This is a genomic window from Actinoplanes cyaneus, assembly GCF_016862095.1.
Taxonomy (GTDB): Bacteria; Actinomycetota; Actinomycetes; order Mycobacteriales; family Micromonosporaceae; genus Actinoplanes; species Actinoplanes cyaneus.
Genome location: NZ_BOMH01000107.1, coordinates 1 through 14,964, shown reverse-complemented (window position 1 = coordinate 14,964; position 14,964 = coordinate 1). Strand labels below are relative to the sequence as shown.

Sequence of the window (14,964 nt, the reverse complement as noted above, 5' to 3'; positions counted from 1 at the left end):
GGGGCGCGAGGTCCACCTGAAAGATCCGGACGGGAACCGTCTCCGTGTAGGCAGCGCTCGACGCTGACAGCTTCCGCTCGGCAGTAGCCGACGACGCGATCACCGACAGATCCGCGTACGCTGTCCTGGACGAGCTGCATACAGACCGTGACGGCCCGGCAGCGCCGCCGCGCGCGACCAGCGGCAGATCAGTGCGTTCGGCGGAGTGGCCTGTCCGCCGGCGTGCCACCGTTCTGAAGGTGGTCGAGCGCGAGAGGCCCTTCACCAGGCCTGGAAAACCACGCCGGGGCAAAGGCGGTGAGCGTCGTTTCAATCCGCAGCTTCGACAGCGAGTCCAGTTCCGGCAATGCGTCCGGATTGAACCAGCTGACCTCGATCGACTCGTCATCGTTTACCCGTGGTTCCCCGCTTGGTTTTGTTCGTGAGTTCCGGGCTCTGGCGCAAGAAGCGTGATCGATGATCCCCGATACACCGCTCATCGGTCACACCCGTACGGTGCCGTCTATGGATGCGCGGGAACGACGAGTCGACACTGCCCGGATTCTCGGGACCATTGCCCTGGTCATCGGTTTCCTGATCGCTATCGTTGGCCTCGCGACTGACAGCACACCAGCCAAGGGCTACCTCTTCGCCGGGATGCTGGTCACCGTCGGCGTCGGCCTGCGTCTCGAGGCTGCCATCACGGATCGCCGCTGAGATCGAGCCGATCAAGATTAATCACACTTCTTGCGCCAGAGCCGAGTTCCGGAGCCAGATGTCGCTGAGCTTCGGCACCAGCGAGTTCTCACCAATTTCTATGTTCGAGAGTTCGGGCGCCACCTCTTCTGTAGGTTGGGGCGACACTGTCGCCGGCCAGCACGCCGCTCACACACGGTGATGAGTTAGGGCGGCGAAGTGCGACTTGTCCGCGGCATGAGCATGTGTGGCCGGCAGATCGAGCCGAGCCGCTTGTTCAGCGTCGGGATGCCGACACGCGACCGCCCCAGCATTCGGGGTCAGTTCACCGGACCGGTGGAGCCAAACGCTTCCTCGATCATCTCCGCGTACTCGGTGTCGGTTGCACCGCGCCACTCGCCGGTCGTCGAATCCTGCACCAGCCACGGCTGGCGCAACGTGCCCTCGACCCACTTGGAGAACCAGTCAACGATCGTCATGTGCTGCGGGAACGCGCAAGACACGCCGTCCGGAGCCGGATTCGGGTCGGAACCCCAGATCTGCCCCGTGGCGAGGTCAAGCTCGCTGCTGATGCCGCAACCCCAATCGCACAGAATCAGGACGCCACCCTTGAGGCCGGTCAACGCGTCAAGGCCACCGGCTCGATGCCCGCCCCGGAGGCCGAGCAGACCGTAACCCGGGCCGAAGCCGCCATTGCCGACCTCCAGGTACAGCCGGCGCAGTAGCGACGGCAGCGACTGGCCGGCCAGTTCCTCGGCCTCGGCAACCGCGGCAGGCGCAGCGGGTCGAAGCGGCTCCAGCCGACTGGTTGGCACCTCGTCGATGTACCCACCGGCGGCGATCCGTCGGACCACCGCGCCGAATACCTGCTCCTCTGTTGCCGACATGGCCTGCAGCGTAGCCGCACGGTAAGCAATCATCAGTCGACCCACGGCTGACTGCTGTTGCAACGCACTGAAGTCGGCGGATCCGCGCACCGGTACTCAGGTCGCCTCGTGATCATTTGTACGCAGCGTGAACCTGCTCCGGAGCGGCTAACGGCACCACTGGGCGGTCAAGATCAGCGGCGGATGGGTGGGCTTGGGCATCCACCGGTGTTTCTGTCAGCGGACGGCGATCGTGTGCGGCTGAGACATGGTCGAGTACATCGCTGGGATGAAGGCCGCGCCGGATTGCATCCGCAGACTGATCCGCCAGTGGCCGCGCGCACCGTAGCTTTCCGGCATCCCTTTGGAATGGAGGCCGGAAATGGTCACTCGTCGAGGAATGCTGAAGATCGCCGGTGCGGTCGGGGCTGCCGGGATCCTCGCGGCACCAGGTCGTGCCGTCGCCGCGAGCAGGTCGCAGACGGCGCCTGGGGCGTGGCAGACGACGCTGGACGGCATGGTCACCGCCGGGGCGGTCGGGGTGCTCGCGGAGGTCCACGACCGGGCGAGAGTGTGGACGGGTACGAGCGGCGCCGCCCAGATGGGCACCGGGCAACCCATGCCGCACGGTGGGACGGTGCGGGCCGGCAGCATCACGAAGCCGTTCGTGGCCACGGTGGTGCTGCAGCTCGCTGGGGAGAGGCGGCTCGGTCTCGACGACACCGTGCAGCGATGGCTGCCCGGATTCCTGCCGGGCGGCGACCGGATCACGCTTCGTCACCTGCTGCAGCACACCAGTGGTCTGCACGACTACTCCAGGACAGACGCGTTCGCGGCGATTTACGAGAGTGCGGGCGGTGTGGAGCGGATGCGGTTTCACACCTGGAAGCCGCAGGACCTCGTGGCGTTCGTCGGTGATCGGCCACTGCTGTTCGAACCCGGGTCTGGCTGGCGGTATGCGAACACCAACTTCCTGGTGCTCGGCATGGTGATCGAGCGTGTCACCGGTACGCGATACGGCGCGGAGATCCGCCGCCGGGTGTTGTGTCCGCTCGGACTTGACCGGACGGCGGTCCCGGGCACCGACCCGCGTATGCACGCTCCACACCCGCACGGCTACGTTCCCGGCAGCGCCGACCCGGTCGATGTCAGCGTCTACAACCCGTCGGTGGCAGGTGCCGCCGGCGAGATTGTTTCCACCGCTCACAACCTCAACGTGTTCTTCCGGGCCTTGGTCGGCGGCCGGCTGGTGCGCCCCGCCGAACAACGGCAGATGCTCACCTCTTGGCCGACGACGGTCGACTACGACTACGGGCTCGGTGTGATGACGCGGGTGCTTCCAGGCGGCACCCGGGTGTGGGGCCACCGGGGGGACTTCATGGGTGCCTATTGGACCGAGACATGGGTAGCCGAGCACGGCGGCCGGCAGTTGACCGTGTCGATGACACCATGGGGCGACGTCGAGCCCAAGCCCTCGATCGCCGCTCTAGCGCAGCTCGTCTTCGAGGGCATCGAAGACTAGAAAGCCGCCGCTGTACAGGTGAAGTGATGCCCATATGGGCGAGGACGACGATACGTCCAACGGGACGCCGAGCGGACGTGGCTCCGGAGAACACTGACCCCACCGTGGAAAGGCTGACCAGCGCGTCGAACGCAGTATCCCAGCCAGCAGCATCCACCCGAGTCGGCGACCAGAAGAAGGCTTCCGGTACAGGCGGCGAACCCGTACCTCAACCACCCGATCGCCAAACACCGGCCGCTATGTCCTCGCGGAGAAACGAATGAACCGGCCGCAGCACCGCCGCTGACCGGCCCAGCTACCACGCCGCACATCGCGGCAGAAGAGATGACATGCATCGGCCGGTTGCGGTCGGTGGGTTGAGGCGAGGTGTACTCCGTTCGGGGTATTGCCCCTGACGGCTTCGGAGGGCCTCCTCAGCTCAGACGCAGGTTTCTGCGTTGGACATCGAGGGTCACGGAGCTTGAGGAGGGTCCCGAATGTCGATCGTAGGCGGCTTGGACATCCACCGGAAGCAGCTGACATTCGACTGGGTCGACGAGCAGAACGGGAAATGGGAACGCGGCCGGATCGCCCCGGCCGACCGGGAACACCTGGCCGGCTGGCTGACCCGGTTCGACCCGGCCACGGCCGGGCCGGTGGCGTTCGCGATGGAAGGCTGCACCGGCTGGCGGTACATCGCCGAGGAAATGGCCAAGGCCGGTGTGATCGCGCATCTGGCCGAGCCGGCCGACACCTCGGTGTTACGCGGGCCGAAACGGCGGGCCAAGACCGACAAAGCCGACGCGAAACTGCTCCGGGAACTACTCGCGGCCGATCGGCTACCGGAGTGCTACATCCCGCCGTCGCAGGTCCTGGAGTACCGGGCGATGCTCGAGCTCTACCAGGACCTGCGGGCCCAGCACACCGGCTGGGTGCAGCGGATCCAGGCGGTCTGCTTCCATCAGGGCACCACCGCGCCCGGGCAGGCGGGCATCGTCCGCGGTGACCGGGCCCGGCTGCAGGCGATCATCGACGAGCAGCTGTCGATCTCCGGCCGGCTGCAGGTCAACACGGCCCTGGCGGTCATGGATGTGCTCGCCGATCACCTCGACCGGCTGCGACGACGACTGTTGTCCAGTGCCCGTGGTCTCCAGGGCGCCCGGGCGTTGATGCACGAGATCTACGGTGTCGGCCCGCTCAGCTCCCTGGCGTTGTGCGCCTGGCTCGGCGGCGCGGACCGGTTCTCGTCCGCACGTAAGGCGGTCCGGTTCGTCGGCCTGGACATCACTGTGCATTCCTCCGACGGCAAACGCAGTCCCGGCCGGCTCTCCCGGCAGGGCCCGGAGGTGCTGCGCTGGCTGCTGTTCGAAGCCGCCAAGACCTCCGCCCGCTCGTGCGCGCCCGGCTACGACTACTACACCCAGGTCAAAGACCGCTACGACGCGAACCGGGCCTGCCTGTCACAGGCCCGCCGGATCGTCCGGCACGCCACCCACATCCTGACCGGCCTCGGCGACGACGCGTTCACCATCGTCGCTCAACCAGCCGCACCCACCACCATCGCCCGCTGAAGCGATCACGGGACCCGGACCGGCAAGGACCGGCCAGCCCGACATCACGATGACGGGCACCAATCGCGGCCAGCTCCCTCGACGCACTGTCAGACCGCACCACCACCGCCCGCATCCGGGCGGTGACCGCGGACGGCCCAGAGAGAATGAGCGGCCGCACCCAGCAAGAGGGCCACCCGATCAATCATCATGTCGCGGACACGACCACACCCGTCCGACGGCCAAAGGTAAGTCTGGCTGCCACCTTGCCACCACCCGCACCGCCCGCGAGCAAACACCGCACACCGGAGCCGCCCGACCAGGACACAACCCGCCGCCCCATCACCACTCGCTCAACGCCCAGCGAGGCGATGCATCACGGGCCACAGCAACTAAACAACACCAAAATCGACCTGGACAACCACCAACGCATGCAGGTAAGTGCACCTCCCGGCGTCACCAGTCAGCAGGCCAAACGCTAAAGTTCGTCTGACTCCGGCGCCTCGGAGCCTTCTGGGAATACCAGCCGAGCGAGTTCGTATTCCAGTTCGAGATCGAACTCCTCGGCGATGGCAGCCAGGTGCAACGCGAAGGCGGTTCGAAGATCTCCCAAGGCAAGCCCGAATCGAAGGCTGTCGTGGTGGAACTCCCGCGCCCTCGGACCGGCTCTGTCAACGAAACTGCGAGCAGCCTCACGGAGCAGCGACAGCCGCTGGCTGAGAGATTTGCCCGGTTTCGCGGCAGAAATTTCCTGCGTCAAGAACCTTCGGATCTCCTGAGCAGAGCCCACACACTCGAGTTCGTCCTCGTGGTGCCGATCACCGAACAGGAGGCGACGATCAGCCAAAAAGATCATCACCCGTGACGCAACATCCTCATCACCTGGGACGCGCTCCCACTCGGCACCGAAATTGAACGCCGACACACCTGTGAGTCGATATGACATGGGTAGAGCATGCCAAATATCAGCCATGATCGTTCTTCTCTGATCGGCACGAGCGCGCGTTGGTCCATCTCCGGACCTGCGTGACGGCCCCGCCGTCCGTTGCCGTGCACGGGCAGCTACGCGAGCTTTCAGCGGCAGGTAAGCATGCGAAGCCACTCGCACGACTACCGCTACGGCAGCCGCTCTCCGGCTTGAGCGCCGGCCGAAAGCGGATGGGAACGTGCGCCATACTGACGCTGAGCACCCGAGCAGTCTGGGATGAGCCGGTTCGAGTCCGGCGGCCCGGCGCGCCCTATCGGCGGCAGAAGAGTACATCGCCCGGCTTCCAAGAAACTCAGACGCAGCCTGGGCTGCAACATTGAGATGCTTCTATAGCTGTCAAGTGGTGCTGGGGGTCGGATTCGCGCCTTGCAAGGTCCGGAAGAGTTGCCTGCTGATGTAGCGCTTGAGGCTGCGCATGATCTCGCGTTTGGCTCGGCCCTCGCTGGTGCGGCGGGCGACGTAGTCGCGGGTGCGGGGATCGTGGCCCATGCGGACCAGCGCGACGGTGTAGAGCGCTCGGTTCAGGCGCCGGTCGCCGCCGCGATTGAGCCGGTAGCGGGTGGTATTGCCTGATGAAGCCGGCAGAGGAGACACACCGGCCAGGGCAGCGAAGGCCGCTTCGGAGCGGACACGTCCCGGATGTGACCAGGCCAGCAGGACGGTGGCAGCGACGACAGCGCCGACACCGGGCAGGTCGAGGAGCTGCGGCGCTTGCGCGGTGACGGCTCGATGCAGTGCTGTGTGGTTGGCGGCGAGTTCGGCGTCGAGAGCGCGGATGCGCCGGGCCAGCCGGATGGCCTCGGCGCGGCAGATGACCAGCGTGGTGCCGTCGTTCCGAGTTCGCCAGGCCGCGATGGTCGTGCTGGTCAAGGCCCGGCGAGCGTCGATACCGAGATCGACTGTGCGCAGCAACGCGGTCAGCGCGTTGACGGCGCGGGTGCGCTCGCCGCTCATCTGATCGCGCGCTGCTGTCAGGACTCGCAGAGCGGTGCGATCGCCGGCCTGCCGCGGCCAGCACAGGTGGTCGATCTCCAGGCTGCGCGCGGCCTGGGCCATCGCCACGGCGTCCAGGGTGTCGTTCTTGCCGTGGTGGCGCCGGGTGGTGGCCGGGATCTCGGGTGCCTCAGCGACGGTCGATCCGGCCGCGACGAGTTGCTCGGTGAAGGTGGCGCCGTAGGAGCCGGCGCCGTCGATGACGATCAGCGTCGCCGCGTTCTGGGTGTGGCGTTGGATCCAGCCGGCGGCACGGCGCAGCCCGGCCGGGCTGGTCGGGAACTGTGCCTGCTGGTTGACCGCGCCGGTGCCGGCCGTGATCAGGGCGAGGGTGTGAGAGGCGGCGTGGGTGTCCACGCCGACGACGAAGTCGTACTGTTCTGCAACGATAGCCATTGCGGCGTATTGCCTTCCCGGGGAGACGTCGTGACGGCGTCGGCCCAGGAATGGTGCTCTCGAGGCAGGACTGTGATGAGCCACGATCCGCTGCAACGGGTCGGGCAAGCTTCTGATCAAGCCACCGAGACAGGGCAGGGCCGACGCCCGACCACCGACCGGATGGGCAGATCTCAATAAGGGCACCCCGCGGGGCCACCATTTTCATGAGCCACACCCGGTCGCGATCATGACGCCGACCCTGCCAGCCAACCCCAGGCCGGCCAACACCGAGTTTCACAGCCATTTTCATCCTGCCTGAGCAGGTCACGGTGGGTAGCGGCGGCCGGAAGTCGACATAGGACGAGGCTCCCGGTAAGACAGCAGTCGACCAAGATCCGATGCCCCAACCGGGAGCCTCGCCGTGCTGTCTTACCCTGCCGCGATTCCGTTGTCCACTCGCAGCCTGAACCACCTCGCCGGCCTCATCCGGGCCCACCGTGACCAGCGCAGGTCCCGGTGGCGTCGCCTCGATCCCGGCCGGCAAGCGCTGCTCGCCCTGGCCCACCTGCGTAACGGTGACACCCTGGCCCGTCTGGCCTGCGGATTCGAGGTCGGAGTGACGACGGCCTGGCGGTACGTCCGCGAGGCCATCAACCTGCTCGCCACCGCCGACGACCTCGACCCCGGCCTCTGTCGTGTGTCAGCGGGGCGGCGATGGTCAGAGCGAAATGTAGGCCGGGGGTGGCGGGATGGCACCGGAGTCTAGGGCGGCCAGTTCGGCGCGGACCGTGTCAGCGCCGTAGCTCGACCCCATGGTGGTATAGCCGCTCAGAGCCTGTTCGAAGTGGACTCTCGCGGTCGCCCGGTCATCCAGGGCCCGGTAGGCCCGGCCGAGTCCGGCGTGGGCCTCCGCGATCGACGTCAGGGAGTCGAAGGGGGCGGCCAGGGATTCCTTGTAGCGGTGGATCGCCTCGGCCGGGTTCCCGGACAGCATGGCCACCTCGCCCATGCCGGTGCGCACGTTGGCGATGCCCTCCTTGAGGCCGGCCTGGCGCAGGATCTGCAAGGACTGGTCGAGCAGGTCGCTTGCCGTCTCGAAGTCGTGCAGGCGGGCGTGAGCGACGCCCATGCCGGTGAGCGTCAGCGCCTCGGAGGCGTGGTCGGCCGTGCGTCGCTGGTGGTGGACGGCCCGCTCGAAGTGCTCCACGGCCAGGTCGTAGCGGCTGAGTGCGAGGTGGACGAGCCCGAAGCTGTGTTCGGTCATCCCGAGGCTGGCGAAATTGCCGGTGGTCTCGTTGATCCGCCGGCTCTCCTCGAGGTGGGCCAGGGCGTCGTAGAACCGGCCGAGGTAGCGTTCCGCGTTGCTCATGCTGTTGAGGACGCGGGTGATCGCCGGTGCTGCCCCGGCGGCGCGGGCCAGGTCGAGGGCGTGCTGCCAGTGGTCCAGGGCCTCGGGAACCTGTCCGGATCGGGTCAGTGCGATGGCGAGGCCGTTCAGGGCCCGTGAGGTACGAGCCGGGTCGTCGAGCGTCTCGAGACGTCGTACGGCTTCCCGGAGGTGCTCGACCGCCCGCGGCAGGCCTTCGGCGGAGTTCGCGGCTGCGGCGCCGATCCCGAACTCGGCCCAGGCCTGGGCCGGCTTGTCGCTGAGCCGGTCAGCGGCCTGCCGGGCGTGCTGGAACAGGGTCATCGCCTCCACTGGGTACGTCCGCACCAGATAGGGGAACAGGTGATCGGCCAGGCTGATGGTGATGTCCGGCCGGTGGTGCAGGGCGGCATGACCGGCGACGACGATGATGGTGTCCCGCTCCTCGTCCAGCCAGGCCTTCGCCGCCACCGCGTCCGCCTCGGCAGCCGGGCCGAGCGGCGAGTAAAGCCGGTTCAGCATGGTGACGGTCGTGGTCAGGACGTGCTCGAAGAGGCGGCCGAGCCCGGCTTCGACCTCGGCCGGGGCGCACAGGTCGAACGCATAGGCCCGGAGCAGGTCGTGCATTCCGAAGCGGCCGTGATCGGTGGCGGTGATGAGGTGCGCTCGGGTCAGCACGTCGAGCAGGTCCCGGGCCTGGTCGTTCTCGAGGCCGACGAGCGCAGCCGCGGCCCGTACCCCGATCGCCGGGCAGGGCTGGGCGCCCAGCAGGCGGAACAGGCGGACGGCCTCGGCGGGCAACTGCTCAAGCGACCAGGAGAAGACGGTGGTGACGCTCGCCCGCACGTCACCGGCACCGTGGAGACGACGCAGCCGACGGCGCCGGTCCTGGAGCTCAGCGGTGAAGTCGGCCAGGGTCGTCGACCCGGGACGGGCCAGGATCAGCTCGGCGGCGACACGCAGGGCAAGCGGCAGGTGCGCGCAGAACCCGATCAGGGAGGACACCGCTTCCGGCTCCGCGTCGGCCCGATCCCCGATCAGCGTACGGACAAGATCACGCGCATCGTCGGATGGCAGCAGCTGCAGCGCGACCCGGTGGGCGCCGTCCACCGCCACCAGACCGGCGAGCGCGTCGCGGCTGGTGACCAGAACGGCGCAGCCGGCCGTGCCGGGAAGCAGGGCCCGGACCTGGTCGACCGTGGAGGCGTTGTCGAGCACGACCAGGAGGCGCCGGCCGGCCAACTCGGTCCGGTAGAGGGCGGCCCGGTCGTCCAGATCGAGCGGCAGGTCCTGCGATGTGCGCCCGAGCGCGGTGAGGCAGCGTGCCAGCGCGTCCAGCGGGGTGAGCGGCTGGTCGGGGTCGTACCCGCGCATATTGACGTAGAGCTGCCCGTCCGGGAACCGATCGCGCACCCGGTGCGCCCAGTGCACGCCGAGGGCGGTCTTGCCGACGCCCGGTGTCCCGGAGATCAGCAGGATCGGCAGCGCGCGGGGATGATGGTCGCCGGCAGAAAGGATGGCGTCGAGCTGGTCCAGTTCGGTTCGGCGGCCGGTGAAGCCCCGGACATCCGGCGGAAGCTGGGCCGGCGTCCGGGCGGGTGGCGGTGCGGACGGTGCGGGCTCCCACTCATCACGCAGGATCTCGCGGTGCAGGTTCCGCAGCTCGGCGCCCGGCTCGGTGCCCAGTTCCTCGGCCAGCCGCTCCCGGAACCCGGCGTACAGCGCCAGCGCTTCCGCCGGCCGGCCGCAACCGCGCAGAGACCGCATCAGCACCGCACACAGCGGCTCGGCCAGCGGATGCTCGGTCATCAGATCGGTGAGGGGCCCGATGGGGCGCTGCGGATCGCCGTTGAGGACCTCGGCGGCGGCCCAGGCGATCACGGTGTCCCGGTACGCCAGCAGCCAACGCGACCGGGTCCGGTCGGCCCACTCGCCGGAGAGCCCCGCCAATGGCTCACCGAGCCACAGGTCCACGGCGTTGCGCAGACCGGCCAGCCGATCACCGCTCGTCGTCTGCTCGGCCGCCGACCGGCTGAGCCGATGGAACTCGAGCAGGTCGACCTGCTCCGGGGCGAGCGTCAGGCGGTAGCCGGCCGGATCCCGGACCAGCTGAACCGCGGGATCACCGGCCTCGCCCAGCGTTTTCCGGAGCCGTGTCACGTGGGCGTGCAGGGAACGCACGGCACGGTCGGGCGCCTCGTCGCCCCACACCCGGGCCACGAGAGCCTCAGAGGTCACCGCGCGGCCGGTGTCGACCGCCAGCGCGGCGAGCACACACCGCCGCTGCGGTGGCCCAATGTCAAGGATCCGCCCATCCGCGATCAACTCCACCGCACCGGTCAGCCGGAGTCGCATCATGATGTGGATCATTCTGGGCCCATCGCGCTCTTGTTGTCGCCCCCGTTCCTGCCGACAACGGTTCGACAACCCGGGTTACGCACAGTGGGCCCGCACATGTTCGTACGAACGGGAGAGAGTCACAAGTGCGCAATTTCGTGAAACGGGCCGCCGTCGCGCTCGCCGTGATGGTCGCCGGCATCGTCGGCATCTCGTCGCCCGCGCAGGCCGCGAACTACGGCGGTTACGTGAACCTGGGCTCGAACTACTGCATCGACAGCGATGCCAACGGCGACGTCTACACACTGGAGTGCAATAGCGGCTACTACCAGGACTGGGACATCCAGAACATCGCAACGGACCTGTACTACCTGAAGAACCGGCAGACCGGCCGCTGCCTCGACGCCAACGCGTCGGGCCGGGTCTACGCGATCGCCTGCAACGGTGGCGAGTACCAGCGTTGGTACCGCACGCGGGTCAGCTCCGCCGGCTACGGCTGGTGGCAGAACAACAAGACCAAGCTGTGTCTGCGGGGCAGTCCCTACGTCGGCCGGCAGGCCGTGGTGGCCGAAGCCTGCAACACCAGCATCGAGGGCCAGAAATGGGCCAAGGTCTAGCCAGTGGTCAACGGCACGGGTGAAGAATCCGTGCGGGCCCGCTCACGATTCCGGTCGAGCCGGATCGCGAGCGGGCCCCCACTCAGCGCATGCGACCGGGTTACAGCCGGCCCCGACTCTCCACCGTCCGCGCTCCCACAGGGCGATCGGCCGGAGTTGAACCGGCGCATCCAGGGACACGACGTGGCGCTCTACCACTGAGCTACGACCGCAGTGCCTGATGGAGGAGTCGAACCTCCGGCCTCCCCGGTGTGGGCGGGGCGCTCGTTCCGCTGAGCTAATCAAGCGAAGGAGTGTTCTCGCTCATGGATGTTCCGGCGGCCGCCGCACGGCTCTCACCGAAGGCGATGGTGAAGTTCATCGGCGGTAGCGCCGATTCATGGGGGAGAGAGGCGGCCAAAGCCGGTGGCAGTTTCATGGCACACGGGGGGATGCTCGTCGACACGGTGCGTCTGGCGGTGAAAGGCGGGTTCTCACTCGGAGGCCTCTGCGGTGGTGCGGTCGGATCGGTAGCCCCTACCAGTAGGGACGACTGGAATGGTCTGGCGGAGAATAACTTCATTCCATCGTTCAATCCGGTGACGACTCCCATCCAGATCGTCGGGGGTTTTGCGGGAGGAGCATTCGATTGACAGGTGACACCGAAGATGGCGAGCGCTCCTGGGGCTTCGAGGCCCGGGAGCGCTCGGCCTGGCAACGGCGAAGTCCGGTCGGTTGGCGTCTCGTCAAGCTGACGCAGGCCATCGGCATGGTGGCCCTGGCCTACGTGTCGACGTTCGTCCTCGCTACGCTGTCGACCTTCTACCCAGGCACCGGCTCGATCGGTGCGCGAGGCCCGGACGAACGGCCGGTCCGGGCGAGCGTCGAGAGCTGCCAGCGGGCCGGGCCGCTCAGCACCATGGGGCTGGGCTACTGGTGGGTCTGCCACGTCCGGGTGGCGACCGCCGACCGGGGTGACGTCGAGGCGGTGGTAGACCGGTCAATCGTCTCGAAGGAGGACGTCGGCCGCACTGTCGACCTCTGGGAGGCGTGCGGTGAGAAGCCCGGCGCTGCCTGCTCCTATGGCAAGGCCGTCGGTGCCGGCTGGCAGATCTATGAAGGCGTTGTTCGTATGCTCGGCCGAGTCCTGATCTTCCTCATGCTGGTGTCGGCATGCTTCTATCTTCTCGCGACGGTGCTCGGGGCACCGCGATATCTCGTTTTCAATCAGTGGTGGCAGAGAAAGACGGCGAAAAAGTAGCGATGTCTGATGTGAACGGGTACCTGCAGGGGCTCCAGGAATGGCTCGTCGCCGACGGATGCACCGTGACGCAGGAGAGGCTGGGCGACCGGACCGTTCTGGTCGGCTACAAGTCCGAGATCAAGGCCCTGTCGAAGATGCACATCTTCACCGTCGTGGACACCGCCGGCCAGGTGACCGAGCCATGACCTGCAAGTTGGAACGTCGGCTCGGATCAGCTGGCACGTCGCGTCTAGGTGCCGTGTTCTCCGCATAGATCATCGGTGTGCCGCGTAAAGCCGTTGGCGCCGACGGTGCGCCAGTGCCGGCTGAGCACGCGTCTTCGGGCGGTCTTGTGCTCCCGCGCGTTGCTCTCCGCCGAGGTGTCGTCGAGTGTGTTTATGCTGCTCAGCATCTTTCTTGTTGGTTGCGGGGAGCAGAGTGGCGATGAATTCGGCGTTTCTGGCGGGGGTCGTGCGGCACTGCTCCCCGAACCGGGTGATCGGCTGGGAGCAGGAGGGGTGGTCACTGGCCGCGCTCAGCGGCGTCGAACGGCGTTCAGTAGCGTCGGGTGGCGTCGTCTGACCAGGCCTGACTGGTATTTGTACTGGTCAGCGGCTTGAGCGGACTACGTTCACACAGGAGTGCTCCATGAACAGCGCTCAACAGCGTCGAAGAGCACGTTTGTGCAGCTCAATAGCGCTGTCCAGTGTGACCTCTTTACTGCGTTTGCTCCTGTGACCTCTCCCTCGCTTCCGGAGTGCTCTCCGCGTGTTCTGTCGAGCGTTCGGATGCCGTCGACCACTTCTTAGTTGCGGGAGAGTTCAGTGCGGTCGATAGAGGTGGTTTGCGTGCTGCGCTGCGGTCCGCGGATCGGCAGGCTAGGCCGAGGCCGTTGCTGTGGTGGGCCAGTACGCTGCGGTGAGGGGCCGGGGGCTGTCCACCCACGCAATGGGGCCTCTGGCCCCGGTGGTTTCGGGTTTGCCCGGTCGGGCGTCGGCAGGTACGGCGTCGAGGCAGCGCGAGCCCGGGGTTAGTACTGCAACGGCACCTATTTTGATCTTCTTCGCCATTGGCATTGCTGGGCTTGCCATTGCCGCCGGCGGCGGAAGCGTGACCAGGCGGTGGTGTGGTCGTTGTCCGGTTGGTGGTCGTGCAGCAGCGCGGCTATCAGCCGGCGGGCTTCGGGGACACTGATCGGCACGAGCTGCTCGCGGTCGGCGTAGGTGCCCCTTTTTGCTGCTCGGCGGCGCGGACCGCGGCCAGCCAGGCCAGGGCGAGCATCGACAAGGTGATGTGGGCATACCAGCCGCGCCAGGTGCGGACCTGGTAGTCGTCCAGACCGGTCTCCTGCTTGGCCTGTTTGAAGCATTCCTCGACCGGCCAGCGGCGCCCGGCGACCCAGACCAGCATGTTCAGGCTGGTCTGCCGGTGGGCGTAGCAGATGTAGTAGGCGATCTCGGTCGGGTCGCTGATGCTGCGCCGGGCGAGCAGCCAGTGGCCCCGCGCGGGTGCCCACTGCTCGACGATCGGCACTCGGACCCAGTCGTAAAGCCGCGGGCCGTGCGCGCCGTCACCGCAGGACAGCCGCCGCCACGCCCGCTCCGGCAGTCCGGCGATGATCTCGTCGGCCCGGCCGTGCCCGATGTCGTGCGCGGACACCTCGTCGTTGCAGCGAGTCGCCATGACGTGGAACACGTCGCGTTCCTGCAGCCAGGTGCGCAGGTACTTGACCTGCCCGAACGCCTCATCGGCGGTGAACCATGTGAACGGCACCCGCGCGTCGATAGCGCGTTGCAGCATCTGGATCGCGATCCGTGGCTTGGTCAGCAACGGCGCGTCGTCGGGGATCCCCGCGGCGTCGCAGCGTTGACGGTCGATGATCCAGGACTGCGGCAGATACAAGTGACGGTCGATCAGTGCATGTCCGGCCGGGGCGACGTAGGCCAGGAACGTGCCGATCTGGCAGTTGTCGGTCTTGCCGCTGGTGCCGGTGTACTGCCGTTGCACCCCGGCGGACTTGACGCCTTTCTTGATGAAGCCGGTGTCGTCGGCGACCAGCACTGCCCCGGTGTGCCCGAGCCGGTCCACCACGTAGTCGCGGATGTCATCGCGGACCGCGTCGATGTCCCAGTCAGCGCGGCGCAGCAGGCGCTGCATCCCGTCCGGACTTGACTCGCCGGCATGCTCGGCCAGCGTCCAGCCGTTCTTGCGTTCCAGCCCAGCGACCAAACCGCGAACATAGCGACGGACCCGCTCCCGCGGCTCCGACCTGCTGAAACGCGGCCCGATCCGGCCCAGCAAACCGTCCAGCTCATCACGCCAGACCTCGACGTCAACATAAACCACGCCCGACTAACGCTCGAGAGCGTCAGCCGGGCACGCGCGAACATGAATCACAGCTGCCGTTGCAGTATTAGCCGAGTAGAGCTTGTGCCACGGAGCGTCCGGATAGCCAGGCGGTTTGGACCCGC

General features: G+C 67.4%; 13 protein-coding genes, 2 tRNA genes and 1 pseudogene. 9 read left to right on the top strand and 7 right to left on the bottom strand.

The window, feature by feature from the left end; all coding sequences use genetic code 11:
• Window positions 1-504: 504 nt before the first annotated feature.
• Window positions 505-696, top strand: a complete 192-nt coding sequence (locus Acy02nite_RS45310) for a hypothetical protein (RefSeq protein ID WP_203756190.1) — start codon at window positions 505-507, stop codon at window positions 694-696.
• Between the two features lie 299 nt (window positions 697-995).
• On the opposite strand, the gene Acy02nite_RS45305 is transcribed toward Acy02nite_RS45310, so the two are convergent.
• On the bottom strand, window positions 996-1,562 hold the full coding sequence (locus Acy02nite_RS45305) for a hypothetical protein (RefSeq protein ID WP_203756188.1): 567 nt from the start codon (window positions 1,560-1,562) through the stop codon (window positions 996-998).
• Between the two features lie 361 nt (window positions 1,563-1,923).
• Here Acy02nite_RS45305 and Acy02nite_RS45300 point away from each other — a divergent pair, with 361 nt between their 5' ends.
• Both Acy02nite_RS45300 and Acy02nite_RS45295 read left to right on the top strand, forming a co-directional pair.
• Entirely contained in the window at window positions 1,924-3,063 is a 1,140-nt protein-coding gene (locus tag Acy02nite_RS45300) for a serine hydrolase domain-containing protein (protein ID WP_203756186.1), read from the top strand.
• A gap of 476 nt (window positions 3,064-3,539) precedes the next feature.
• Window positions 3,540-4,613 carry an IS110 family RNA-guided transposase gene (locus Acy02nite_RS45295; protein WP_203756183.1) on the top strand — a complete coding sequence of 358 codons (1,074 nt, stop codon included), beginning with the start codon at window positions 3,540-3,542 and terminating at the stop codon, window positions 4,611-4,613.
• 457 nt (window positions 4,614-5,070) lie between these two features.
• On the opposite strand, the gene Acy02nite_RS45290 is transcribed toward Acy02nite_RS45295, so the two are convergent.
• Together Acy02nite_RS45290 and Acy02nite_RS45285 are read right to left on the bottom strand one after the other, a co-directional pair.
• The gene (locus Acy02nite_RS45290; RefSeq protein WP_203756180.1) at window positions 5,071-5,538 is read right to left on the bottom strand and encodes a DUF6650 family protein; all 468 of its coding nucleotides are present in this window, start codon (window positions 5,536-5,538) and stop codon (window positions 5,071-5,073) included.
• A gap of 378 nt (window positions 5,539-5,916) precedes the next feature.
• The gene (locus tag Acy02nite_RS45285) at window positions 5,917-6,969 is read right to left on the bottom strand and encodes an IS110 family RNA-guided transposase (RefSeq protein ID WP_203756177.1); all 1,053 of its coding nucleotides are present in this window, start codon (window positions 6,967-6,969) and stop codon (window positions 5,917-5,919) included.
• A gap of 403 nt (window positions 6,970-7,372) precedes the next feature.
• Here Acy02nite_RS45285 and Acy02nite_RS45280 point away from each other — a divergent pair.
• Window positions 7,373-7,651 (top strand): annotated as a pseudogene (locus Acy02nite_RS45280) (helix-turn-helix domain-containing protein); the annotation flags it as partial.
• A gap of 18 nt (window positions 7,652-7,669) precedes the next feature.
• Here the strand turns inward: Acy02nite_RS45280 and Acy02nite_RS45275 are convergent.
• Window positions 7,670-10,675, bottom strand: a complete 3,006-nt coding sequence (locus Acy02nite_RS45275) for an AfsR/SARP family transcriptional regulator (RefSeq protein WP_203756175.1) — start codon at window positions 10,673-10,675, stop codon at window positions 7,670-7,672.
• A gap of 125 nt (window positions 10,676-10,800) precedes the next feature.
• Here Acy02nite_RS45275 and Acy02nite_RS45270 point away from each other — a divergent pair, with 125 nt between their 5' ends.
• A complete protein-coding gene (locus Acy02nite_RS45270; protein ID WP_203756173.1) occupies window positions 10,801-11,271 on the top strand; it encodes an RICIN domain-containing protein in 471 nt (156 codons plus the stop codon).
• Window positions 11,272-11,412: 141 nt separating this feature from the next.
• Here the strand turns inward: Acy02nite_RS45270 and Acy02nite_RS45265 are convergent.
• Window positions 11,413-11,483, bottom strand: a tRNA-His gene (locus Acy02nite_RS45265).
• Window positions 11,484-11,485: 2 nt separating this feature from the next.
• Window positions 11,486-11,558 (bottom strand) — tRNA-Val (locus tag Acy02nite_RS45260).
• An 18-nt stretch (window positions 11,559-11,576) separates the two neighbouring features.
• On the opposite strand from Acy02nite_RS45260, the gene Acy02nite_RS45255 reads away from it, so the two are divergent.
• The 4 genes from Acy02nite_RS45255 (at window position 11,577) to Acy02nite_RS45240 (ending at window position 13,075) form a co-directional block, all read left to right on the top strand.
• Window positions 11,577-11,903 (top strand): hypothetical protein, encoded by a 327-nt coding sequence (locus Acy02nite_RS45255; protein WP_203756171.1) that lies wholly within the window; start codon window positions 11,577-11,579, stop codon window positions 11,901-11,903.
• Window positions 11,900-12,511 carry a DUF6346 domain-containing protein gene (locus Acy02nite_RS45250; RefSeq protein WP_203756169.1) on the top strand — a complete coding sequence of 204 codons (612 nt, stop codon included), beginning with the start codon at window positions 11,900-11,902 and terminating at the stop codon, window positions 12,509-12,511. Before Acy02nite_RS45255 ends, Acy02nite_RS45250 begins: the two co-directional genes overlap by 4 nt.
• A gap of 2 nt (window positions 12,512-12,513) precedes the next feature.
• Window positions 12,514-12,699, top strand: coding sequence for a hypothetical protein (locus Acy02nite_RS45245; RefSeq protein WP_203756167.1), 186 nt, complete (start codon window positions 12,514-12,516; stop codon window positions 12,697-12,699).
• 238 nt (window positions 12,700-12,937) lie between these two features.
• Window positions 12,938-13,075, top strand: coding sequence for a hypothetical protein (locus Acy02nite_RS45240; RefSeq protein ID WP_203756165.1), 138 nt, complete (start codon window positions 12,938-12,940; stop codon window positions 13,073-13,075).
• 585 nt (window positions 13,076-13,660) lie between these two features.
• Here Acy02nite_RS45240 and Acy02nite_RS45235 read toward each other — a convergent pair.
• Window positions 13,661-14,839, bottom strand: a complete 1,179-nt coding sequence (locus Acy02nite_RS45235) for an IS701 family transposase (RefSeq protein ID WP_203756150.1) — start codon at window positions 14,837-14,839, stop codon at window positions 13,661-13,663.
• Between the last annotated feature and the right edge of the window lie 125 nt (window positions 14,840-14,964).